Origin of the sequence: Comamonas sediminis (genome assembly GCF_041107495.1) — a bacterium.
GTDB lineage: Bacteria > Pseudomonadota > Gammaproteobacteria > Burkholderiales > Burkholderiaceae_C > Comamonas > Comamonas sediminis.
The window spans coordinates 215,270-239,350 of the sequence record NZ_JBGBDC010000001.1 but is presented as its reverse complement, the minus strand read 5'-3'; the positions used below and the strand labels follow the sequence as shown (position 1 = coordinate 239,350).

Annotated in this window: 12 protein-coding genes; 1 reads left to right on the top strand and 11 read right to left on the bottom strand. The window is 61.6% G+C overall.

The features are described from left to right. Positions 1-34: 34 nt before the first annotated feature. The 9 genes from AB7A72_RS01005 to AB7A72_RS00965 all read right to left on the bottom strand — a co-directional run bounded on the left by AB7A72_RS01005 (position 35) and on the right by AB7A72_RS00965 (position 20,979). Entirely contained in the window at positions 35-877 is an 843-nt protein-coding gene (locus AB7A72_RS01005) for a CheR family methyltransferase (RefSeq protein WP_312525820.1), read from the bottom strand. A gap of 7 nt (positions 878-884) precedes the next feature. Further along, positions 885-4,493: a response regulator gene (locus AB7A72_RS01000; protein WP_369458744.1), complete on the bottom strand. Its 3,609-nt coding sequence runs from the start codon at positions 4,491-4,493 to the stop codon at positions 885-887. A gap of 755 nt (positions 4,494-5,248) precedes the next feature. After that, positions 5,249-6,883, bottom strand: coding sequence for an autotransporter outer membrane beta-barrel domain-containing protein (locus AB7A72_RS00995; RefSeq protein WP_369458743.1), 1,635 nt, complete (start codon positions 6,881-6,883; stop codon positions 5,249-5,251). A 290-nt stretch (positions 6,884-7,173) separates the two neighbouring features. After that, complete coding sequence (locus tag AB7A72_RS00990; RefSeq protein WP_369458742.1) at positions 7,174-8,937, bottom strand: autotransporter outer membrane beta-barrel domain-containing protein; 1,764 nt, start codon at positions 8,935-8,937, stop codon at positions 7,174-7,176. Positions 8,938-10,272: 1,335 nt separating this feature from the next. Next, a complete protein-coding gene (locus AB7A72_RS00985; RefSeq protein WP_369458741.1) occupies positions 10,273-12,135 on the bottom strand; it encodes an autotransporter outer membrane beta-barrel domain-containing protein in 1,863 nt (620 codons plus the stop codon). A 175-nt stretch (positions 12,136-12,310) separates the two neighbouring features. After that, positions 12,311-14,470: an autotransporter outer membrane beta-barrel domain-containing protein gene (locus AB7A72_RS00980; protein ID WP_369458740.1), complete on the bottom strand. Its 2,160-nt coding sequence runs from the start codon at positions 14,468-14,470 to the stop codon at positions 12,311-12,313. A 105-nt stretch (positions 14,471-14,575) separates the two neighbouring features. Next, the gene (locus AB7A72_RS00975) at positions 14,576-16,684 is read right to left on the bottom strand and encodes an autotransporter outer membrane beta-barrel domain-containing protein (RefSeq protein WP_369458739.1); all 2,109 of its coding nucleotides are present in this window, start codon (positions 16,682-16,684) and stop codon (positions 14,576-14,578) included. A 1,353-nt stretch (positions 16,685-18,037) separates the two neighbouring features. Next, positions 18,038-18,496: a hypothetical protein gene (locus tag AB7A72_RS00970; RefSeq protein WP_369458738.1), complete on the bottom strand. Its 459-nt coding sequence runs from the start codon at positions 18,494-18,496 to the stop codon at positions 18,038-18,040. Positions 18,497-20,457: 1,961 nt separating this feature from the next. Further along, a complete protein-coding gene (locus AB7A72_RS00965) occupies positions 20,458-20,979 on the bottom strand; it encodes a hypothetical protein (RefSeq protein ID WP_369458737.1) in 522 nt (173 codons plus the stop codon). 124 nt (positions 20,980-21,103) lie between these two features. Between AB7A72_RS00965 and AB7A72_RS00960 the strand changes: the two genes are divergently transcribed. Continuing rightward, positions 21,104-21,241 (top strand): hypothetical protein, encoded by a 138-nt coding sequence (locus AB7A72_RS00960; RefSeq protein WP_369458736.1) that lies wholly within the window; start codon positions 21,104-21,106, stop codon positions 21,239-21,241. Between the two features lie 196 nt (positions 21,242-21,437). Here the strand turns inward: AB7A72_RS00960 and AB7A72_RS00955 are convergent, their stop codons facing one another. Together AB7A72_RS00955 and ribA are read right to left on the bottom strand one after the other, a co-directional pair. After that, positions 21,438-23,120, bottom strand: a complete 1,683-nt coding sequence (locus AB7A72_RS00955; RefSeq protein WP_369458734.1) for a WD40 repeat domain-containing protein — start codon at positions 23,118-23,120, stop codon at positions 21,438-21,440. Next, the gene (gene ribA / locus AB7A72_RS00950) at positions 23,117-23,794 is read right to left on the bottom strand and encodes a GTP cyclohydrolase II RibA (RefSeq protein ID WP_407064945.1); all 678 of its coding nucleotides are present in this window, start codon (positions 23,792-23,794) and stop codon (positions 23,117-23,119) included. Before ribA ends, AB7A72_RS00955 begins: the two co-directional genes overlap by 4 nt. Positions 23,795-24,081 lie beyond the last annotated feature (287 nt).

Below are 24,081 nucleotides of genomic sequence, written 5' to 3'. Positions count from 1 at the left end.
CGCCTGCTGCCCGCCCCGGGGGGTATTTTATAAACTACTCAAGGGTTGGTTTCTTCTGGTATATTTTTTCAACCGTCGCCACATCTTCAAATGCCGCTGCCTGGTTGGAGAAACGCAGCGATTCCTTCATGCCCAGGCCCAGAAAACCGCGGTGGCACAGCGACTGCCGGAAAAGGTCCAGCGCCCGGTTCTGTAAATCCGAATCAAAATAAATCAGCACATTGCGGCAGGATATCAAATGCATTTCCGCAAATACGCTGTCGGTCGCCAGGCTGTGGTCGGCAAATACCATGTTCTTGCGCAATTCCTTGTCCAGCACAATATGGCCGTAGTGCGCGGTGTAATAATCGGCAAGCGAATGCTTGCAGCCCGCGCGCAGGTAATTTTGCGAGAATGATTCGGCGCGCTCGATCGCAAAAATCCCTTGCTCGGCGATGCGCAGCGCCTGCGAGTTGATATCGGTCGCATAGATCAGGCTGCGCTCGAGCAGGCCTTCCTCGTGCAGCAGGATCGCCAGCGAGTACACCTCCTCGCCGGTGCTGCAGCCGGCCACCCAGATCTTCAGCGACGGGTAGGTGCGCAAGAGCGGCACCACCTCGCGGCGCAGCGCCAGAAAATACGCCGGGTCGCGGAACATGTCGCTGACCTGCACCGTCAGATAACCCAGGAGCGCGGTGAACGCCGCCGGGTCATGCATGATCCGGTCCTGCAGCTGCGACAGGGTCTTGCAGCCAAAGGAGACCAGCGCTGCCTCCAGCCCGCGTTTGATCGAGCCCTGCGCATAACCGCGAAAATCATAGTGGTAACGGTAATAAATACCGTCGAGCAGCAGGCGCTGCTCAATCTCGGCAATCTCGGCCTTCTTGCGTAATGGCATCGGCGTTTTACTTGGGCATCCACACCCGCACCAGGGACAGCAGTTTCTCCACGTCCAGCGGCTTGGCAATGTAATCGTTGGCACCGGCGGCCAGGCATTTTTCCTGGTCGTCCTTCATGGCCTTGGCGGTCAGCGCAATGATCGGCAGGCGCTTCAAATGCGGGCGGTTGCGTATTTCACGCATGGCGGTATAGCCGTCCATCTCCGGCATCATGATGTCCATCAGCACCAGGTCCACGGCACTGTCCTCGCGGTCCAGCGCCTCCAGCGCTTCGCGGCCGTTGCGCGCAATGTCCACGCTGATGCCGGTGGGCTCCAGGATGCTGGTCAGCGCAAACACGTTGCGTACATCGTCTTCCACCACCAGCACCTTGCGGCCTTCGAGCGCCGCCTCGCGGCTGCGCGCCTGGGCCAGCATCTGCTGGTGTTCGGGCGACAGGCGCGACTCGACCTGGTGCAGGAACAGCGTCACCTCGTCGAGCAGGCGCTCGGGCGAGCGTGCATCCTTGATGATGATCGAGTGCGAGAAGCGGCGCAGCTGCGTCTCCTCGTCGCGCGACAGCGCGCGGCCGGTGTAGACGATCACCGGCGGGAAAGACACGCCATCCTGCTCCGACATGCGCTCGAGCAGCGCAAAGCCGCTCATGTCCGGCAGGTTCAGGTCCATGATCATGCAGTCATAGGTGCCCTGGGCCAGGTACTCCAGCGCCTGGCCGGCGGTGCCGGCGCAGACCACATCGACCTCGCTGTTGCCCAGCAGGCTGTGCACGCTGTCGCGCTGGCGCTCGTCGTCCTCCACCAGCAGCACGCGGTGGATGTTCTGCGTGAACTTGGCCTCCAGGCGCTTGAGGGCCTGGGCCAGTTCCTCGCGCTGCACGGGCTTGAGCGCGTAGCCCAGCGCGCCGCGCACCAGCGCCTCTTGCGAGTAATCGGCCACCGAGACGATATGCACGGGAATATGGCGCGTGGCCGGGTTGCGCTTGAGCTGGTCCAGCACGCCCAGGCCCGAGAAATCGGGCAGGTTGATGTCCAGCACGATCGCATTGGGCAGGAACTGCACTGCAGCGGCCAGGCCCTCGGCCGCATTGCGCGCCACCTGGCAGCTAAAGCCCATCTCGCGCGCCAGCTCCTGCAGGATGTCGGCAAAACGCGGGTCGTCCTCGACCACCAGCAGATGGCGGCCCTGGATGATTGTCGGCAGCTCCAGCACCGCCGCCGCCGCCGTGGCCGGGGCGCTGGCAGGCATGCTGTGCGCGGCCGCATCCAAGGTTGCCGTGCTGGCGGTGGCCGAGGTGCTTGCAAAAACCGTTGCAGCATCTGCGGTGTTGGCGGGCTGGAACGCCGCCGTGGCGCGGGGGGCCACAGCGGCCGCTGCGCTCTTGCCCGGCGCCGCCATCGGTGCTGCTGCTCCGGCTGCCGCAGCTCCGGCTGCCGCCAGCGCTGGCGATGTGGGGCGCAGCGCATCGGCCGCCTTCGGCGCCATCGGCACCTCTGCTGCGGGGGTGCCGGCCTTGACCAGCGGCATGTGGAAGCTGAACACGCTGCCCTGGCCCGGCGTGCTCTGCACGGTGATCTGGCCGCCCAGCAGCTGCGCCAGGTCGCGCGCAATCGACAGGCCCAGGCCCGTGCCGCCGTACTTGCGGTGGGTGCTGCCATCGGCCTGCTGGAATGCTTCAAAAATCAGCTGCTGCTGGTGCTCGGGAATGCCGATGCCGGTGTCGTGCACCGCAAACGTCAACGTGCCGGGCTGGTTTTGCGTCAGCTGCAGGTTGACGCTGCCCCGGTCCGTGAACTTGATCGCGTTGGACAGCAGGTTCTTCAGAATCTGGCCCAGGCGCTGGCCATCGGTCTGCGTGTAGGCCGGCACGCCTGGCGCAATATGGCAGGTCAGCGCCAGCCCCTTTTGCTGGGCCATCGGGCGCAGCGGCTCGATCAGCGACTGCATCGCCGTGGCCAGGTTGACCGGCTCCAGCACCACGGTCGCCTGGCCGGCCTCGATCTTGGCCAGGTCCAGAATGTCGTTGATCAGCGCCAGCAGGTCGTTGCCGGCCGCGTAGATCGTGTGCGCATACTTGACCTGCTCGGCCGTCAGGTTGCCCGGCTTGTTGTCGCCCAGCAGCTTGGCCAGGATCAACGTGGAATTCAGCGGCGTGCGCAGCTCGTGGCTCATGTTGGCCAGGAACTCGCTCTTGTACTGGCTGGCCACTTCCAGCTCGCGCGCCTTGTCGGTCAATGCATCCTTGGCGCGCAGCAGCTGCTCGCGCTGGTGCTCCAGCTTTTGCGTCTGCTCTTCCAGGTAGGCATTGGTCTGCTCCAGCTCCGATTGCTGCTGCTCCATCTGCGCCTGCGAGCGTTGCAGCGCCTGGCTTTGCTGCTCCAGCTCCTCATTGCTGGCGCGCATTTCCTCTTGCTGCACCAGCAGCTCTTCCGATTGCTGGCGCGTCTCTTCCAGCAGTTTCTCCAGGCGTGTGCGGTCCAGCGCCGAGCGCACTGCAACCGCCAGGATCGACGACGCGCCTTCGAGCAGCTCCAGCTCCGCCTGCGTGGTCGGCCGCACAAAGCCCAGCTCGATCAGCGCATGCACCTTGCCGTTCTCGACGGCCGGCGCCAGCACCAGCTCCAGCGGTTGCGACTGCCCGGTGCTGGAGCTGATCTTCAAGTGGCTCTGGTCGAGCCCGCCCACGCGCAGCAGCTTGCCGCTGCGCAGCACCTGCCCGGCCAGGCCTTCGCCAGCCAGCAAATGCTCCTGCAATGCATCCTTGGGCAGCGCATAGCCGCCAAACAGCTGGTAGCGGTCATCCATGCCGTGGCGCGCGTAGCCGGCGCCCACCTTGGCGCCCGTGTACGACGCCAGAAAATCCAGCGCCCGCGCGCCCACTTCTTCGAGGCCATGGTCGCCCTGCAGCCGCTGGCCCAGGCCCGACAGCCCGTCGGACACCCAGGTCTGGCGCGCCTTGGCGCGGAACTCGCGCATCGACACCGCCGCCGATGCCAGCACCAGCGCCAGCATCACCAGCGAGCCGCCCCAGGTGATATAGGTCGACGTGGTGGCCGCCTGCTCCCAGGCGCGGCGGCGCAGGTCCAGCTCATTGTTTTGCAGCAGGTACAGGTCGGCCACCTCGTTGTTGAGGTTGTCCATCACCTGCTTGCCCTTGTCGGTGCGCACCAGCGCCAGCGCCTCATCGCCCCGGCCGGCCTGCTTGAGGTCGATCGTGGCCTCCAGCTCGGCCAGCTTCTGGTGCGCCAGCGTATCGATGGCCTGCACGCGCTCCTGGCGCAGCGGCGCATTGTCATTGCTGGCCGCGAGCCCGCGCAACTGGCTCTCCAGCGCGTCCTGCGCGCGGCGGTAGGGCGCCAGGTAGGCGGCATCGCCGGTCAGCAAAAAGCCCCGTTGCCCGGTTTCTGCATCCTTGAGCGATGCGGAAAACTCATTGAGCTGGCGCATCGCCGCCGTCATGCGGCCAATACTGGTCACCGCCTGGGCGCGCACATCGGCCGAGTAGACATTGACGATGGCGATCACCAGCGCGGCGATGGCCGCAGCGGCAAACCCCAGCAGCATCGGCAGCGGCAAGGGGAACAGGCTGCGCGGCTGCGGAGAAGAGGAGTGGGGCATGGAAGGAGGGAGGAGGTAAGGCAGGAACAGGCCGCCGCAAAGCGCGGGCGGGCCGCGCAAATTGTACTTGTACCATTGTTTACAAAGATGTCAGTGAGTTCCTACAAGCCAGCAGGTGCTCCCACCGCGTGGGACGGCCCGGCAGGGCCTACCCGGCGGGGCCTACTCGGCCGGACCTACCCGGCCGGAGGCACTCCCGCGCTTTGCAGCTGCACTGCCAAGGCGCCGGCGCCCTGCGCCTATCGGCAAGCGGTCATCCAGCACTGCAACGCGGGCGGCGTCGCGCATGTGTTTTTGCAGGGTTGCCCGAGCCTACCGCATCTGCCAGGGGGCCGAGCCGTATGCAGATGTACGGATGTAGCTAGTTGTATGCGCAACCATGGCGGCAAAAAAGGGGCCCGCACAAGGCGGGCCCAAAAGGTCGTCTTCCTAAGAAGCACTTTTCCTCCCTCCAGAGGAAGCTCGATCATAAATTAAAATTATTACTAACCACGGGCAATAGCTATGAATTATGTAAGTTTTTTGTAAGGTAAACGGCCTAGAATGCCGCCCCCGCCCGGTAAAGCCCCTTCCTGGCAGCCCGCAAACGTTTGCGGATCAAGGCCTTAGACCTACAGGCGGCAAAGCAGCGCAATTGCAAACTGACTGTTGTAGATGCGCTACCTGGGTATGCAAGCAAAGGTGTGCCTGGGCTGCGGTTCCACGGGTGGCGCGCAAACCGGGGCGGAGCGGCCCACCGGATCGGCAGACGGGTTTCAGTGGGCGCCGTGATGCAAAGCAGGCTGGGGTGCCTCGGCTTCGGACTGCAAGTACCAGTTTTTGCCTTGCTGAATAAGCCGGTAGCGAAAACCGCCGGCTTGCAGATAGCCCGGGTTGGGCAGCCGGAACCTGCCATTCGATGCCCCGTCTACCTGCACCACCAAAATGCCGGCCCCCGTCGTTGGGGCGCCGCTGCCGCCCAGGTTGCGGATGTGCAAGGTGGTGGTTCCGCTGGTATCGCCCTGCACCCGCAGCCGTTCGGTGGCTGCATCACTGCCGCCCAGGACTGTACCCAGTGCGATGCGGCCCCCGTCGCCCCGGTAGTGGTGGCGCACCGTCAGCGTAGCGCTGGTGCCGCTGGCCCCGGTGGTGACGGTGCCCGCATGGGCCAGGCTGTTCAGGCGCGTGCTGTAGCCCTGGGTGTCCAGCGTGGCCCCGCGGGCAACGGTGTAGTCCGATGCATGGCTCAAGCCCGTGGCAGCGCCGGCACGCAGCACCCCGGCCTGGATGCGCGTCACACCCGCGTAATCGTTATCGCCCGTCAGCGTGGTCATGCCGGGCTGGTTGACCGATACCTCGCCCCTGCCGGGGCCCGATAGTGAGGGCGAAAACATATAGCTGCCCGAGCTATCGTGATGGTCAAAGTGCACCGCCCCCAGCCCATCCGTACCAAACAGCACCTGGGGCGTTAGCAACCGGCCCGGTGCGGTCGTGCCTTCCAGATGAATGGCTCCCCGGCCAGCCGGCCGGTGGCCCGGGTTGTGCGCCAGCCGCAGGGCCGTGCCCGCTTCCACCACGCCGCCTTGCCCGATGCGGAGCACCGCAGCGGCGGGGCCGCTGTCGGCCCCCACCGTCAGCTGCGTGCCCACGGCCCATGCCGCGCCCGCGCCTTGCACAGAAAAATCGCCAAAGCGCAGCCAGGCTTCGCTGCGGCAGTGGATGCGCCCCCCACGGCTGACCCGCACCGCCGATACCCCCTGGGTGCTGAAAAAACAGTAGCCGGCAGCCAGGGTGGAACCGGCACCATCGACGTCGACGCGGGCGGTGGCGCCTGGCAGCTCGGCGGTGCGGAGATGGTGGCTGCTCGAGACAGCCGCACCATCGAGCACCCTCAGCGTGCCCTGGCCCGCATCGCCCACCACCAACAAGCCCGCCCGCGCATCGCTATGCCAGGCCGATGCGCGGCCCGCCACGGTCACCAGGCCCTGGCTGCCGGCGCGGTGGCCGATGATGGCCTCGCGCGAGACAAGCTGGGCACCGCTTTGGATGTGCAGCGTGGCGCTGCCCACATCGCCCACCGTTATCAGGGCGGTATGCCATTGCGCCCCGCTGGTGAGGGTCGCGAGCCCGCTGCTGCCCGCCTGGGCGCCTACCACCGCCTCCCCGGTATGCAACACCCCCGCATCCGAGCGCATCTGCAAGCTGCCGCTGCTGGTGTTGCCCACCACCAGCTGCTCAGCGTTGAAGGGGGCGCCCAAGGTGCCCACAAAGGCGGTTGGGCGGGTATCGCCTGCCGGCACCACCGCCTGGCCATGGGCAGTGGCCGGCACCAGCAGCGGAAAGAGCAGCGGAGCGAGCCGCTGAACGGGCAGCAGTAACGCCCGTGGCGAGGGGTTCAAAAGCGAAGGCATTGTGGGCATGCGTAGCGGGGGGGGTTATGGCATCCGGATCGCTGCCTGGTGCAAGCAGCAGCCCTGCCAACCAAGGCACAGGCAAAGGGAAAAGGAAACGGCTGGCACCAGGCATTGAAGCGCAGAACCGTCCCCCGTGGTGCAACAGCCTGTTCAGTCATGCTGACGCCACAAAAAAAGCGGGCTGCAGATGCAGCCCGCTTCTGTCGAGGCCAGGGGCCAGCGGGGCCAACGCCCCAGCTGGCCTGGCGCTCTATCACGGTGACCGCAGCGCCATCACCTTGGGTGGCTTACACCGCTTTGCGGCCGCGGCGCAAGCCCGCCACGCCGATAAGGGACGAGAGCGACACCATCCCCACCATACCCAAACCAGGCACCGGCACCGCACCGGCAAAGCCCACGGCGCCATCGTCTTTGAGGTCGTCCGCGCCCAGCGCTGCCTCCAGCTGCGCCGAGGCATCGGCCGCAGGCGCTGCTGCCTCTGCCTCTGCGGCCGCCGCATTCGCGGTGCCCGCCTTCAATGCTGCCGGCAGGGCCTTCGCCACTGCGCCCTGGCCGGGTGCCAACGCACAGCCCTGTGCCAGCGGGTCAGCTACGCAGGCAGCGCTGTCATCAGCCGCTGCCGCTTTGGCATTGGCGGGCGCCGATTGCAGGTACCAGTTGCGGCCGACCTTGTGCAAGGTATAGCGGTAAGCGCCTGCCTGGATATAGCCAGGGGCGGGGAGGGTGAACTGGCCGTTGGATTCCCAGCCCACTTGCACGACCAAAATGCCATTGCCGGTCGTTTGGGCGCCGGTGCCGCCTAGATTGCGGATATTGAGGGTGGACGAGCCATTGGTGCTTCTGTTAACTATCAGCTTTTGTGTTGGAGAATTATTGCCACCCAATGCCGCATTCATGTGAATCGTGCTCGCCAGGCCCGAATAGTCATAGGTTGTGGTAACTGTGGCGTTGGTATCACCTGCTCCGATGATTAAATTGCCAGCATTGGTTAGATTATATAACGTAGAGCTGTGGCGATTGATATCAAGTGTGCCTCTGGGGCTTATAGAATAGCCAGAAGTGCTGGATAGTGCGGTGGCTGATCCTGCTCGCAGTACTCCAGCCTGAATACTCGTGTGGCCTGTATAAGCATTGTTGCCCATCATGACTGTGGTGCCAGTGCCGAGAATATTAACATTGCCCCCGCCAGAAATGGATGGGGAGAACTGATAATTCCCAGTGCTGTCAGTATGTTTGAAGTTGATCGTGTTGTAGCCGCTGACTCCAAATAGCACATTTTGGGTAAGCAATACACCGGGTGCACGCGAACCTTCAATATTTAAGGTTCCACTTCCACCACGGTTATTGCTATCTGCTGCTAGTCTTAAATTACCGGCTAATTCCACAGTACTTCCTTCTCCAACGCTGAGTGTGCCTTTGGTAGGTATTTGGCTGCGGCCAATGTCGAGGTGGGTGTTTACCTTCCACTTGGAACCAATTCCACTAAGAGATACGCTGCCCCAGGCTAAATAGGTGTTGCGATTGCAATTTAGTTGCCCGCCATTGGTAATCGTTATATGGCTGGGAGCTGCCATTCCGAAGTAGCACCATGCATTAGCGCTGAGCGACGAGTTAGCACCATCAATGTCAATGGTGGAAGAGCTGCCGAGATCATAAGAAGTATAAATATCGCTGGAGGTGGATACTGTACCTCCATTAAGAATTCTCAATGTACCTGCTCCCCCGCCGGAACCTATCCAGAAATCGCTGTTGGATTCAGGTGGAATACTCCATGCGGATCCTGGCCCATCCACGGTTGCAATTCCAACCCCACCCATCAACTGCCCTAGAAAGGTGTGATCAGAGGTTATTTTCCCCCCGTTGGTGACATTAAAAACTGCGGTGCCTGCCCGGCCGACATATAACGGTCCTGTATTCCATTGGCCACCTGACGATACATTAACAGTCCCAGTACTTCCTGCAGATCGCGCGATTTCAGATGCTTGCCTTCTATTGGAAAAAGTGTCGGACACGATATCCAGGGATCCCTCTCCCAAATCTCCAATGAACACCTTGGCATTGAAATCTTGCCCGCCTCTAAAGTCTCCCGTGGGAACCGTGTCCCCCGTGAAGTGAGCACTCTGCGCATTGGCGCTGCCGGCCATCAACCAGCAAGCGAGCAGGATAGGTGTTGGGGTGAATAGGTAATTTCTCATCGTATTTAATTTGAATGTTGTAAAAAGCTATCGATGCATTTGACATAGCCCTTGATATAAGGGGTTTTGTTGCATCTCAAATGTGAATAAACCGATTTAGCGGAGATATCTAAAAAAGGACTCCACTGGCAAGGCATATTGGATAACACTACGCATTAAGCATCCAGGTCAAAGAACCTCGATCTCGGCAAAGCGTCGCGGGAATCTGTTTTTCTAGGACAGTTGCTGAAGGTGGTTCGATAAGCTCAGTCCAATGGTCTATCGAGTAGTTATAGAAAGTTAAGATAAATTTATAAATAACTTAACTTCAACCTTCTCCTCAGGTGCATTGCACCGGCCATCACCGCCTTTTCCCTCACATCCACATATTTGTTTTTCATCATAAAAGTTCTATTTCTTGAATGGAAATATAGACATCTTTGATGCATGTCATGCACATTTCTATGCAAGTCATGCATGGGGACAAAGATTAACACTCGTTATTGATAAAAATTATAAATTTTACTAATTTGATGGACTAATGCGCAGTACAAAGATTGGCCGTTCTGGTGCTAATAAATAGCGCAAATCAAATGATTCAATATTGATCAATTGAGGGGTGTCAATGGATATGGCTTGGCGCGTATGTGCCCTCTGTAGAGGGCATTGCTGGAATCGTTGGATCGGCGTTGCAGAGAATTTGCTACTTCTGTGGCCAAGAATGTTGGATTCACCGCTAGGGAGCGACGCGAATTACTTACATCTCTGCAAAAGGCTGTAACCGCGTCAACCGGCTGCATGGGGCAGGGCCGCAACAGCCGGGGTGCTTGCTGTGGGGAAAGTGCGATAAATGGACAGCGCGCCAAAGCCTGAACTGGTGCGAAGAGACTTGCTCTGTCTTGCGCTCACGCTTGCACTCACCCTCACCCTAGCCCTCTCCCGCTCGCGGGAGAGGGGACAAAACCAACCCCATCCCCAAACTCCTTCTCCCGCTTGCGGGAGAGGGCGGGGGTGAGAGTAAAAAACCAGCCCAGATCTCCCCAAAGCTCCCTCTCCCGTTGGCGGGAGAGGGCAGGGGTGAGGGCGGACATCAAGGCGCAAGCAAAAGAAAAGCCCCGTATCCAACGGGGCTCAAAAGCGGGCTATAGCGGCTGGCTATATACCAGCCAGCCACAGCGCCAGGGCGGTTCAGTGACAAAGCCACCGCAGCGATTACACCAGTGTGCGATCCTTGCGCATGCGGCGCAGGCCCAACAGACTGAGGATCGAGGCCATCGCCATCAGGCCTGCGGCGCCCATCGTCGGCACCTTGTGCGGCACGGCGCCACCGCCGTTGTCACCACCGCCGTTGTCGCCGCCACCGCCATCTCTGCCTTCTACGGCCTTGATCAGCACCTCCGCTGCGGGGCCGGTGATGGTGTAGGCATCGGCCACGGTGGGTGGGGCGATGGCCAGCACCGCCGTTACATCGGCACCATCGGCGCCAGCGCTGGCGGCGGCGGTGATCGTGCACGATGCCTCGGTGGCGTTGGCCGGCACAGTGATCGGCGAGCTGCAGGTCGTCGTGTAACGCGGGTGGGTGGCAGGCAAGGTCAGGTTGATGGGCAGGTCGGCCGTGGCGGCCACGCTCAGCGACACCTTGCAGGTGGCGACCAGGGTGTCTGCACCGTTCAGCTCGGAAGGGTCGCAGACGACGCTGGCGGCCGGTGCGGCGGCTTCGAGCTGCTCCTCTGACTGCAAGTACCAGTTGTTGCCCACCTTGGCCAGGCTGTAGCGGAAGCCGCCCGCCTGGATATAACCGGGCTCGGGCAGCTCGAAATTGCCAAATGACGTACCCGCCACCTGCACCACCAAAATGCCATTGCCGGTGGTCTGTGCGCCCGCGCCGCCCAGGTTGGTGATGTTCAATGTCGTCACGCCCATTGCATTGCCGTTAACGATCAGCTTTTGCGACGCAGCGCTGCTGTCGCCCAGCACGGTGTTCAGCGCAATGCTGCCCAGGTGGCCATAGTATTCGCCGCTGATGGTCAAGGTGCTGCTGGTGCCGCCCGCCAGCATCGTTACCGCTCCGGCGTTGTGCAGGCTGCTCAACGTCGGGCTGAAGGTGCCCGTATCGAGCGTGCCGTTGGTGCTAATGGAGAAGGCCGTTGCACTGCTCAGTGCGGTGGCAGAGCCCGCGCGCAATGTGCCCTCGGTCACGCTGGTGGGGCCTGTGTAGCTGTTATTGCCGGTCAATGTGGTTGCGCCACCATTCAGCACATAGACCCTGCCCGGGCCTGTCATTGGCGTGGCAAATTGGTAGTTGCCGGATGTGTCGCTGTGGTTGAAATTGAGAACGCCTGCTTCATTGGGGCCAAACAAAAGGCTGGCTGCGGCCAGCGCGCCGGGTGTGGTGCTGCCTTCAATATTGACGGTGGCGCTGGTCGATATCGTTGCGTCCGCGAAACTTGGCACTTCCGCCGTGCCGCCAATTTCTACCACGCTGCCTTCGCCGATATTCAGTGTGGAATGCATATCGGTGGCGGCCGCCATATACAGATCGGTGCCGATCACCCACTTTGAACCGGCGCCCGCCAAGGTTGCGCTGCCAAATCCAATACGGCCAATTCCGCCGCAGCGAACCATGCCGCCATTGCTGATACGCATGGTCGACGTATCCGATCCGCCCATGGCGCAAAGCCCTCCATTGGTCAGTGTGGAATTGGCGCCATCCACTTCAATCAACGCGATGGAGTTGGGAGCATTCGATGCCGTTAGATTTTTGTTGTTGGTTATGGAGCCGCCGTTCGTGACCCTCAAGGTGCCTGAGCCCTGTCCCTGGCCGATAATCAAACCTACGGTAAAGGGTGCATTGATCACCCACGAGGAGCCGGTGCCATCCACCGTAGCCGTGCCATTGCCGCCGGGCGCCGGGCCGAGAAATACATCGGTAGACGTCAGCTTGCCGCCACCGCGCACATCCAAGGCCCCCGCGCTGGTGTTGCCCACAATGATGCGGGCCGTGTCATAGCTGGCGCCCATCTCACCCGCCGGCGTGGAATCACCGGTGATCGAGATGGTTTGCGCCTGCGCCAAACCAGCGATAAAACAAGAAACAAGCAGCGCGCAAGGGCGCAGAGGGAGGATCGCCTTTTTCATCATTGGTACGTTTTAAAAGTTGTAAAAAGCTATCCGGTGCGAGGCTGGTGCCTTCTGTGCGCCGGATAGCAGGGCTCTTCTGGAGGGAGGAGAGAGGGAGAGCAGGGGCCTTTTAAGCCGAGGTGCCTGATGCGCGGCGTGCACTCGACTGAGGCGTCCCTGACTGGCGCGTGCGGCGCACACCGAGCAGGCCCAGGACCGATGCCATCGCCATCAGGCCCACGGCGCCCATCGTCGGCACCTTGTGCGGCACCGCAGTGCCGCCACCGTCGCCGCCACCGTTTCCGCCGCCGTTGTCACCGCCGCCACCATTTCCGCCGCCGTTATCACCGCCGCCGTTATCACCACCACCGTTGTCGCCACCGGTCTTGTCCTTGTCCTTGATCAGCACCTGCGCGGCCGGTCCGTTGACGGTATAGGCATCCGCCAACGTGGGCGGCGCAATCGCCAAGGTGGCCGTCACATCACCATCATTGGCGGTGTTGTTGGGCACGGCGGTGATCGTGCACGATGCCTCGGTCGCATTGGCGGGCACGACGATGGGCGAGCTGCAAGTCGTCGTGTAGCGGGCGCTGGCCGCCGGCAAGGCCAGGTTGACGCTCAGGTCGCTCGTCAACGCGGCGTTCAGCGACACCTTGCAGGTGGCGACCTGGCCGGCTGCATCGCTCAGCTCGGCAGGGGTGCAGACGACACCCACCGCAGGTGCGCTTTCGGCGCGCGATTCGTTGACCAGGTACCAGTGGTTGCCGGTTTTGACCAGGTCATAGCGGAAGCTGCCCACCTGCAGGTAGCCCGGTGCGGGCAGGCGGAACGTGCCGTTCGATGCGCCGTTGACCTGCACCACCATGATGCCCAGGCCGGCGGTGGGCGCGCCCGTGCCGCCGAGGTTGGTGATGTTCAAGGTGGTGGTGCCGCTGGTGTCTCCGTTGACGACCAGCAACTCGCTGGGCGAATTGCTGTCACCCAGCGTGGTGTTCAGCGCCAGGCTGCCACCGTTGCTGCTGTAGTTGCCGGCGACGGTCAGCACTCCGCTGGTACCGCCAGCGGCCATCGTGACCGTGCCCGCGTTGCTGAGGCTGCCAACTAGGTTGCTGAAGGTATCGGTGTCGAGCGTGGCGCCGCTGGCCACGACAAAGTCCGATGCCGCACTGAATCCCGTATCGGAGCCGGCACGCAGCACGCCTGCGTTGACGCTGGTGGTACCGCTGTAGACGTTGTTGCCTGCAAAGCGCGTCGTCCCTGCCTCGTTGATGTTGACCGTACCCGTGCCCGTCATCGATGGGGCAAAGACATAGTTGCCCGAAGCGTCGGTGTGGTTGAAGTTGATCACCCCACGCTGGGACCGGCCGAAGACCAGGGTGGGCGCGAGCACGGCACCCGGGTTGGTGCTGCCCGCAATATTGATCGTCGCTGCGCTGCGGTATTCAGGCTGCACGGCCGATGCCAGCAGCAGCCTTCTGCCGGCTTCCATCACCGTGCCGTCGCCGAGGTGGATCGTGGCATCCACCGGCGCATCGCTGACCTCCACATAGAGATCATTGCCTACGGACCATTTGGAGTCCGCGCCGCTCAATACCATCGTGCCATGCCGCAGCGTGCCGCTGCCTGCGCAGTGGACCAGGCCCGCATTGGTGATGCGGATCGTAGAGAGCCCGGCGCCGCTGAGGTGGCAGCTGTCTGCGTTCACCGACGAGTTGGCGCCGTCCACCTCGACCAAGCCGGTGGAACCCGGCAGCTCCGCCGTGCGGAACTGGTGGCGGCTTGACACCTTGGCGCCATTGGTCACGCGCAGCGATCCAGATTCAGCATATCCCACGGTCAGCCGCGTCGCACTGGCGGTTGCCACTTCCCATGAAGAATCGGGGCCATCGACCGTCACGCTTCCCTTGCCACCGGCATTGGCACTCAGTACCGCACCACGGGTGACCAGCTTGGCGCCGCTTTCAATGCGCAGCTCGCCCGTGCCAATACTGCCCACGATGGTTGCCTGCGAGTTCCAGACGGAACGGGACGACAGCGTTACCGACCCCGAACCGCCTCTGGAGCCAATGAATCCGCCGTCTGTATCGTTCAGCACGGCGCCCGAGGACATCGCCATCGTGCCTGTGCTGTTTTCGCCGACAAGGACAATGCGGGTGCTGAGTTCGGCGCCCATATTGCCGGTCGGCAGGGTGTCGCCGCTGAAGTCAATGCTTTGGGCCTGCGCGGCGCCTGCGATAAAGCAGGCCACCAGCCACGCACAGGGGCTGAGAGGGAGGATTGGATTTTTCATGGTGTTTTGGTTGTATGGGCTGCAAGAAGCTATCCGGTGCGAGGCTTGTGCCTTCTGTGCACCGGAAGCTCAGGCTCTTCTGGAGGGAGGAGAGAGGAGGGCCTTTTAGGCCGAGGTGCCTGGCGAGCGGCGCGAACCAGAGGCTCGCGTGCGGCGCACACCGAGCAGGCCCAGGACCGATGCCATCGCCATCAGGCCCATGGCGCCCATCGTTGGCACCTTGTGCGGCACCGCAGTGCCGCCACCGTTGTCGCCACCGCCGTTTCCGCCGCCGTTGTCACCGCCGCCGTTGTCGCCACCGGTTTTGTCCTTGTCCTTGATGAGAACCTGGGCAGCAGGGCCTGGCGTGTAGGCATCTGCGGTGGTGGGCGGTGCAATGCCCAGTTCTGCGATCACATCACCATCGTTGGCGGTGTTGTTGGGCACCGAGGTGATCGTGCACGATGCTTCGGTCGCGTTCGCGGCAATGACGATCGGCGACGTGCAAGTGGTGGTGTAGCGTCCGCTCGTGGCGGGCAGGGTCAGGTTCACGCCCAGGTCGGCCGTCAGCGCAGCGCTCAGCGTGACCTTGCAGGTGGCAGTCTCGGCGGCTGCATCGCTCAGCTCGGCCGGGCTGCAGACCACGCTGACAGTGGGTGCGCTTTCGGCACGCGATTCGCTGACCAGGTACCAGTTGCTGCCGGTCTTGACGAGGTCGTAGCGGAAGCTGCCCGCTTGCACATAGCCTGGCGCGGGCAGGCTGAAGCTGCCGTTCGATGCGCCATTGACCTGCACGACCAGAATGCCTTCACCGGTGGTGGCGGCGCCCGCGCCGCCCAGGTTGGTGATGTTCAACGTCGTGGTGCCGCTGGTATCGCCGTTGACGATGAGCTTCTCCGTGGCAGAGTTGCTGCCGCCCAGGGCGGTGTTCAGCGCCACGCTGCCGCCATTGCCGGCGTAGTTGCCCGCTACCGTCAACACCCCGGTGGTGCCGCCTGCCAGCATCGTCACCAGGCCATCGTTGCGCAGGCTGTTGACGGTGGGGCTGTAGGTGTTGGTGTCGAGCGTGCCGCCGCTGGCCACAACAAAGTCGGAGGCAGCGCTCAAGCCGGTGGCCGAGCCTGCGCGCAAGGTGCCAGCGTTCACAGCGGTGTTGCCTGCGTAGCTATTGTTGCCGGTGATGACCGTCGTGCCGGCGTTGCTGACATTCACCGTGCCGGTCCCCGTCAGAGGCATGGCGAACTGGTAGTTGCCGGATGCATCGGTATGGTTGAAGTTGATCACGCCCAGACCATTGGCGCCAAATTCAAAGCTGCCAACGGTGAGTGCGCCTGGGGTGGTACTGCCTTCGATATTGATCGTGCCGCTGCTGTCTGCAGAAGCGCTGCTGGCGTTCGGCAGCCGCAGATGGGCTGCAACCTCCACCAGGCTCCCCTCGCCAATGTTCAACACGGCCTGGCTGGCGTTTTCGGTATACCCAATGTCGAGGTCCGAACCCACGACCCACTTGGAGCCGGCGCCATGGAGCGAAACGCTGCCAAAGCCCAGGTAGGCGCCTTGGTAGCACTGCACCTGGCCTCCGTTGGTGATCTGTACCGAGGACACATCTTTCATGCCTAGGGAACACTGGTAAACGGCCGTCAGCCGGGAGTTGGCTCCATCCACGAGCACGGTGGCTGCAGAGCCTGCCGTTGCCGCTGTGGTAATGCTGGCGGTGGTGGCTACCGAACCGCCATTGCGCACATTGAGCGTGCCAGAGCCGCCATTGCTGCCAATGGACAAGTCCGATTGGTAAAGCGGTGGGATGTTCCAACTCGCATTGGCGCCGTCCACGGTCACCGTGCCGATGCTGCCGGCGTTTTGACCAATGGTGGTTTGGGAGGCATAGATGTTCGAGTCTTTGACATTGACGGTGCCGGTGCCGGACTGGCCCACGGTGATTTCCCGGGCGCCCCAGCTCACTCCGTTGCTCAATGTAGCGGTTCCTGTGCTGCCTGCGCTTGCGCCGATGACCGCCAGCCCGGTGTTGTTGAAGCGGGCATTGGCATTTGCATCGAGTGCGCCTGTACCGGTGTTGCCGACCGTGATATCGGCGGTGATGTACTGGTCAGCCATGCTGCCTACCGGTGTGGAATCGCCACTGAAGTTAATGCTTTGGGCCTGTGCAGGGCCAGCGATAAAGCAGGCGACCAGCAGCGCACAGGGGCTGAGAGGGAGGATCGGGTTTTTAATCATGTTTTGGTTCTTCTGTTGTTGAAAGCTATGCAGCCGGAGGCTTATGCCTTCTCTGGTTGCATCGCTCACTCATCTGGAGGGAGGAGTAGTCGTTGAAAGAAGAGCGCTGGCGCGCCCACGCTAAAAGATGTTCTACGAGCGCGGCGCAGTAGCGCCAGCTAGGGCGCATACCCAGCCTTTAATGCGCGCTCTCCCCTTGGCGGGGCGCCAGGCGTTATCGAGAAATTGTTTCTTCATGATGTTTCCTATCGAGGTGTGCTGCGGCGGAATCACCATTCCCCGCAGGCCCATGTAAAGCAGTGAGGTGTATAGATTAGGGCAATTACCTATATGTGATTGATAACAAACGTGTATCTAGTGGCCAGTGTTGCTATGCCGAAGCTATTACTGAGATTAAGAATGCCAATGGACCTCCTCGGTAGAAAACGTTGGTGGTTGCGCAAGTGGGCGCACCCGCCGCAGACCAAGCGCTGATTGAGAATGATTGCTATAAATCAAATCGGATGCAGATACCGGCGGCGTTTGGGTATTTATCAAACCTTGCCATGCGCCAGCACAAGGCGACATGCGGACAACTGATGTATGCAAGCTGACCAAAGTCTCGCATAGGCTATCACTATGAATTGTTATTTTTTATAAAAACAGATTTTTGAATAGGATATTGCTTTCGCTGAACGTTCTTTAAGGGCCGTGCTTATAGTTTTATGAAATGGACTGATTTGCAGTGACGTGCAGAACGCGTTGCTGGCCAGAGGTTCTGGGCAAGGCGCCTGCGCACCCGCCCTTGCTGGTTGGTACCGGCAGCGCCGGGTGCTGGCGACATTGGCAGCAAGTTGGGACGCACTTCAACGGCGTAGATGAAAACGCAGGTAACAGCACGCGACACAGCCGCGAGTGGTGCGTTAAGCGAGCGCGCACTTAAGGGAGAGCCGCCTACCACGGGTGGCGGGGCGCGCGATGCCGGGCGCGCTTCTGCACCAGCGCCGCCCGGCGGCCTCAAGCCAGCGCGCGCCGGGGCGCAGGCGGTTTTGCCACGCAGCGGTATCTGTAGACCCAGAAGAAAAGACAGGGATGCCCGGACGGGCTTTACGCCCCCGGCAAGGCGGCTTGCTGGGCGCCCGCCTGTAGAAGGGAAAGGACTGGCAGGTGGCGCATCTGCGCGCTGAGCGCGTTGCAGCGAGCGGCGAATGCTGCCTAGCAGTTACGCTGCCCGGCGGATACGCCGCCTGGCATGTGCTGCCCGGCAGTTACGCTAGCCCGCAAATCCGCTGCCACGCCGCCTGTGCAGCGCCAAAAAAAAATCCCAGGGGCATGGCAACCGCCATGCGCCTGGGGTATTGGGGTTCTGCCTTATCAGGCCGATTTGCGCGTGCGGCGCAGGCCCAGCAGGCCCATCACGGAGACCAGCGATACCAACGCTGCAGCGCCCAAGGTAGGAACGGGCGTAGGGTTGGCGGGAGGCACGACGGTGCCGTTGCTGCGGATGGTGATCTGTGCGGCAGGGCCTTCGACCGTGTAGGCATCCGGCGTCGTGGGCGGGGCAATCGCCAAGTCAGCGGTCACATCGGGTGCGCCCGGCGTCGTGTTGGCCACGGCCGTGATCGTGCAAGAGGCTTGCGTGGCATTGGCGGGCACCACCAGCGGCGAGGTGCAGGTGGTCGTATAGCCTGGGTTGGTGGCTGGCAAGGTCAGGTTGATGGGGGTGTCGGTTGTGGAGGGGGCGCTGAGGGTGACGGTGCAGGTGGAGACCTGGCCGGCAACGGCGAGCAGCTCGGTGGGGGTGCAGGTGAGGGTGGCGGTGGGGGGAGTCACGGGGTCAACGGGCACGATAGTCAGACGGAATGCGGGCGTTGTGGGTTGGTCAGCCCAAGTTGCTCCGCTGTCATTGCTGTTGATAACGCCAACACCAGCAGCGCTGAAACCTTGGCTATACGTTAAAACATAGGATGGGTCTGAATCGCCGTCGGTCAATCCGGCATAGTCGCTTGCATTGGACAAAATGAGTGCGTACCTCTGCCCGGCCTCAAGGGTAGTGGTGGCAATGGCGCCCAATTGCGCTATGCCGTAGGTGTGCTCAGTGGTTGCTTCGCCCGACCCCAGCATATTGATGCTAATGGAAGCCAGAGCCGCACCGGAGGGATAGTTTGTTGTACCGTCCAGTGAGTACAGACTCAGAGTGGCAGTTGTGGGAAGAGTCTGTACATCGAGGCCGAATACAACCTCTCGTATCAGTGTGGGCACGGTGCCCGTTTGGAAGGCCGGGCCACGCTGCGCAGTACCCGTGAATTGGTAAGAGGCTGGCGAATCAATTGGCAGGCTATTGATAACCACGACAGGCGGCTGGCTCTGCGCCGACGCCAAAGGCGCCCAAGATGCAGCACAGGCCATAAAACCGATAACCGCATATCGGCGCAATACGTTGAAGGTCGGAATTGGCATTTTTCTCTCCATTTAAAATAAAAACTATGGATTTGATCGCATCGATGCACGAACTATAAGAGGCCTACAGCTTCAGCTCCCAGGCAAAATGGCTGTGAATCAACAATAAACGTTAATTAATAATTAATGTCATTTGCAAATGTCAAATGTTGTAGATATGGGATTATTTAGATTGATAGCTTTGGGCGATGCTGGACTGTTTTTCTGGATTTTTTGCTATGTATTGCGGAGTGTCAAAACCATGCGCATTAAGGCCAGGCAATGCATTGCAGAAGAGGGCGGTAGGGCGCCGATAACAGCGGGAGTGATGCTGCAGGGATAGCAGGTATTTTGTTTCACTATGTTTCATTACTCGGAGGGGATGTATTTTTTATGTGGGGGCACCGATGGTGCGAGGGTAAAAATGGGGCGCGATAAGGGTGTTAACGACGTTCTATAAATAGTGTGAATTTATAGAAAACTGAAATTTACTTTGCCAGTGGCTATTGAATGAACGCGTCACGCCTATGTGGAACAAGTGCAGCATGGCGTGGGGGCTCGATGCTGGCGATAGCCGTACCTGGCAGTCCTCAAAAAAGGGGGCCTGTTTGGAGGCATTCAGGCTGCTACCAGCGGTGGCACGCCGTTACCGGCACCTGCCCCGGGCGGCAGTTACTGTGTGCACCAACTGTATGCAACCAAGTGGATGGGCATAGACTATCACTATCGATGAGTATTGGTTTATAAGTCTCTGTTTTGTAAGGATTAATTTTCGTTAATCCCGATAAACAGGGCCGTTTATAACGTGGGGGGATAGGCCTACACCTGCGTTGGTGCGATGGCGGGACCCGCCACGGAAGGCTTGGTTGTGCCAGTAACTGGGTGAGGCCAGGCCAGGCAGCGGTTGGTGCCACCGCGTGATGCGATGCGCTACCACCCAGCTGGGTGGGCAGGCGTGGTGGCGAAGGCGCTGATGAAAATGCCTGTAACAGCCACAGACAAAGCCGAGCATATGAAGTAATTCAGAGCGCTGCAGTGCTGCTGCAGCATGGGGCGCTGCGACCGTTGCCACCGCTGCCACCGCTGCCACCGCTGCCACCGTTGCCACCGTTGCCACCGTTGCCACCGTTGCCACCGTTGCCACCGTTGCGGCGGGCAGGCGCTAACCGGGCTGAGAGGGGCTGAAAGGGGGGCAGGGGCTGGTACTGGCCCGTGGGCCGGGGCGGGGCCGCCGAGGGGTGGCGCCGTGACCTGGGCAATGGGTTGGTGGTTTGCGCCAAGCGCCGGACTGTGCGCGCAGGGCGGCCGGGGGGCGCCTGGCGGCTATCCCCCGCACGCTTGCCAGGCTGGCGGCGTCAAGGCGCGGTGCCGGGGCTGCATTGCCAGTTGCCGCCCATCAGCTGGCAGCTGAGGCCGTTGGGCCCCACCAGGCGCTGGGGGCCGGAGCGGGTCAGAAACCGGCCTTGGTTGTCATTGCAGCCACTGGCATTGCAGCTGATGATGAACACCGCTGGGGGCGGTGCAGCGGTGGCCGGGCTGGCCGCGGGGCTGGAGCGCTCGGTGCGCGGCGCCCGCCGGCCATCGGCCCTATCGGCGCCATCGGCGCCATCGGCACCATCGGCCTCGGGCTCTGTTTCGCCGCTGGCGGCATGTGACGGGGATGTGGACGCGGAATCGGGGCGGGATGGGGAATCCGAGCGCGAATGGGCAGTGGAGCTGGGGGTAGAGCTGCGGGTAGCGCCGGACGCAGGCGCGGAGCCTGCAGCGGGCTTTTCAGGCTGCCGGCCGCGCTGGCCCGCCGCATCGCTGGCAACCGCCATGCCTGCCTGTGCTGCCAAGCCCAGCAGCAGTGCTGCCGCTATCGTCCAACTGCGCATTCTCTCTGTCCTCTGCCCGGTGTGTACGGCCCCGCTGCCGACATGCCCTGCCCCTGCCGGGCTGGCATGTTTTCTGCCCCTTGTCTGACGCACGCGCGCCAGGCGCTTGGATAGATTCACAGCTATGAACCCACCAGACCCCAAACCTACCAAGCCTACCAATTCCCACACCCGCGCTGGGCGATTCGCCAACAAGCGTTTTGCCATTATTGGCGCGGTGATTTTGGCTTTTCTGCTGATAGCGATCTTTGTGCCGTATTGATCGCGCCGGCAGCACGACCGTTCAACAACACGGGCAGCTGTGGGCTGCCCGTTGTGTTGTGGGTGGTGTTGTGGGGTGCTGATGTGGAAGTGAGGGATGGCAGGGCGCGGGCGGCCACGATGGGTTGCAGCTGCGGTCCTGGCCTGGGTGGCGGTGCTGGCCCTGGATGCGGTCCTGGTCCTAATGCTGGCCCTGGTTAAATCTTGAGCTTGTAAATCTGCCCGTCATACGAGCCTGCCAGAAACTGCCGCCCCTCGGCATCAAAACACAATGACGATATACCGGCGGCGGTGGGGCGGGAATAGGGCAGCCAGTGCAGGTGCTGCCTGTCAAAAATGGCTACGCAGCCGCCGTAGGAGCCCGATGCAATGTACCGGCCATCGGCCGATGCGGCCACGCACTTGATCGAATGGCTGTGGGGTGTGGGGATGGCGGTGGCGGTGAAGTCCTCCCAGATGCGCAGTTGCCGGTCGCGGCTGATGCTGATGAAGCGGTCGCCCGGCAAGGCCGCGCAGCCGTTCGCAATGCGGCCATGGGCCTGGTTTTTTCTGGCTTTTTCCTGCAGATCACCGATCTGGAACCAGGCGGCGCTGGTATCGGCGCAGACCGAGAAAAGCAGGCTGTCGGAGGCGGCGACGGCCTTGACGGCATTGTCATGCAGCTGCAAGCGGGCCACCAGCGATGCGCTGCCTTGCTCGGATACCGAAAAAACCAGCCCTTCGCCGGTGTAGGTGCCGACGACGATATGGGGCACGCCGTGGCGGGTGAAGGCGGCGCCGCAGTTCAACGGCGACTTGTGCTGGTGCACGACCTCACCGGTGCGGGCATTGAACAGCTGCCCCGTTTGGCCGCCGGTAAACAGCATGCCGCCGGCAGCGGTGAGGAAGTTGCACAGGCTGCCGGTGTGGCTGCTGGGCTCACCGTTGATGCGCAGGATGCCCGCATCGCCAATGCTGATGCAGTCAGCCTGCTGCGCGATCACCGCATTGACACCCTGGGTGGGTTCGACCAGACGCAGGTCCCAGGTGCCGCTGCCTATGTCAAAACTGGCGTAGGACGAGCCGAAGGTGGCGAAGACCAGGGTGTCTCTGTCGAGGAACGCACAGGACCGGGGCCATATCTGTGGCGGAATGGCCGACTGCGTGACCGGTTCGATGCGGCCCGCATCGCAGTGCCATAGCTTCAGCAAGCGGTCATAGCTCAGGCTGACCAGCAGTTTCTCGCCTTCGTCATAGGTGAGCTGTTTGATGCCGGAGTCGTGCGCGGCGATGCTTTGGGTGCCGGAGCCCTGCAGCACGATGATCTGGCCTTCGTCATTGCCGGCGTAGATGGTGCCGCCGCTGGCGATCGCGATGGTGTCGGTCTCGATGCCGCCCAGGTCGATGTCGCTGACCAGCGTTTGCGTTGCCAGTGACCACTGTTTGAGCGTGCCGTCGTCGCTCGATGACATCAGCGCATCACCGGCCTGGGTCCAGGCGATGGAGATCACATCGGCGGTGTGGCCCGCAAAGCGGGCCACCACCCGGCCTTCAAAGTCGAATACGCGCACCAGGTGGTCCCTTGACGCGGTGGCAATCAGCGCTGCGGTGGGGTGGAAAGCGGCCATTTCGACATCGTCGTCATGGTCGGAGAGTACTGCCATGAGTTTGAGGCTGGGTACCGACCATAACCGGGCGCTGGTATCGCTGGAGGCGCTGACGAGGTATTGGCCGCCGGGGCTGAAAGCCAGCTGGTTGGCGAGGTGGTCATGCCACACCCGTGCCAGCGCGATTTTGTGCGCTGCATCCCACAGGATGATCTGGTTGTCATAACCGGCGGTGGCCACCCATTGGCCGTTATAGGCGGCAACGCCGCTGATCGGGGATTGGTGGGCAATCATGGCGTGTCCTTGTAAATGCGGGGTAATTCCATCGCATGCGATGTGAACCTGACTTTGGAGGACAGGTAATCGCTGTTGTCGGCATTGCAGTAAACGCCGGTGGGCAGGCAGGCGGCGATATGGATGCCGGCATCCATTAACTGGTTGGCCTTGTCGGGGTTATTGCTTAACAGGCGTATTTTGGGAATATCCAGCGCGTAGAGCATGTCGGCCGCCACCTGGTAGCTGCGTTCATCGTCTTTGTGGCCGAGCGCACGGTTGGCGCTGAAGGTATCGAGCCCTTGCTCCTGCAGGCAGTAGGCCTCGAGCTTGCGGTAGAGGCCGATGCCCCGGCCCTCTTGCCGCAGGTACAGCAGCAGGCCGCCCTCCTGGTGCAGGCGCTGCAGTGCTTCATTCAGTTGCGGCCCGCAGTCACAGCGTGCAGAGCCGAGCGCGTCACCCGTCAGGCATTCGGAATGCAGGCGTACCAGCGGTACATCGGTGGTCAAGCGCTCAAACTGCAGTGCAAAATGCTCGCCGTTATCGCTTAAATGGCGAAAGCTGATGATTTTGGCATGGGCTGCTGCGCCATTGGTGAGCAAAATGGGCAGGCGTGCAACGCTGCGAATGACGGCGGTATTTTTGGGGCGCTCGGGTTTATCCGGGCGCTTCTTCTCTAATCCGTATGAATTCATAATAACCTTCTTTCTTGAAGTGGGTGGGGTTATGAACCGGGTGGGGAAATCGTGAAATGCCAAGATAACACCAGCGGATTTAATGGGCTACCGTTAAATTATTTCTGCTGCGAATTAATAATATTGTTGGCGTCTGCTTTTATATATGCAGTGGAATTAACAGTCAGCGGGTTGGATATTCTGCGGATCGATAACCTACGGCCACTGACCATTCACCACCGAACTTTCACCATCGCAGGAGATGGGAGGGGGTGTAGGGAGCGGGCAGCCGGCCATCCAGCGGGTGG

Coding starts and splice junctions, on each gene's coding strand:
- AB7A72_RS00980 (WP_369458740.1), bottom strand. CDS start 14,470: ATGAAAAATCCAATCCTCCCTCTCAGCCCCTGTGCGTGGCTGGTGGCC.
- ribA (WP_407064945.1), bottom strand. CDS start 23,794: ATGAATTCATACGGATTAGAGAAGAAGCGCCCGGATAAACCCGAGCGC.
- AB7A72_RS00995 (WP_369458743.1), bottom strand. CDS start 6,883: ATGCCTTCGCTTTTGAACCCCTCGCCACGGGCGTTACTGCTGCCCGTT.
- AB7A72_RS01000 (WP_369458744.1), bottom strand. CDS start 4,493: ATGCCCCACTCCTCTTCTCCGCAGCCGCGCAGCCTGTTCCCCTTGCCG.
- AB7A72_RS00955 (WP_369458734.1), bottom strand. CDS start 23,120: ATGATTGCCCACCAATCCCCGATCAGCGGCGTTGCCGCCTATAACGGC.
- AB7A72_RS01005 (WP_312525820.1), bottom strand. CDS start 877: ATGCCATTACGCAAGAAGGCCGAGATTGCCGAGATTGAGCAGCGCCTG.
- AB7A72_RS00975 (WP_369458739.1), bottom strand. CDS start 16,684: ATGATTAAAAACCCGATCCTCCCTCTCAGCCCCTGTGCGCTGCTGGTC.
- AB7A72_RS00965 (WP_369458737.1), bottom strand. CDS start 20,979: ATGCGCAGTTGGACGATAGCGGCAGCACTGCTGCTGGGCTTGGCAGCA.
- AB7A72_RS00960 (WP_369458736.1), top strand. CDS start 21,104: ATGAACCCACCAGACCCCAAACCTACCAAGCCTACCAATTCCCACACC.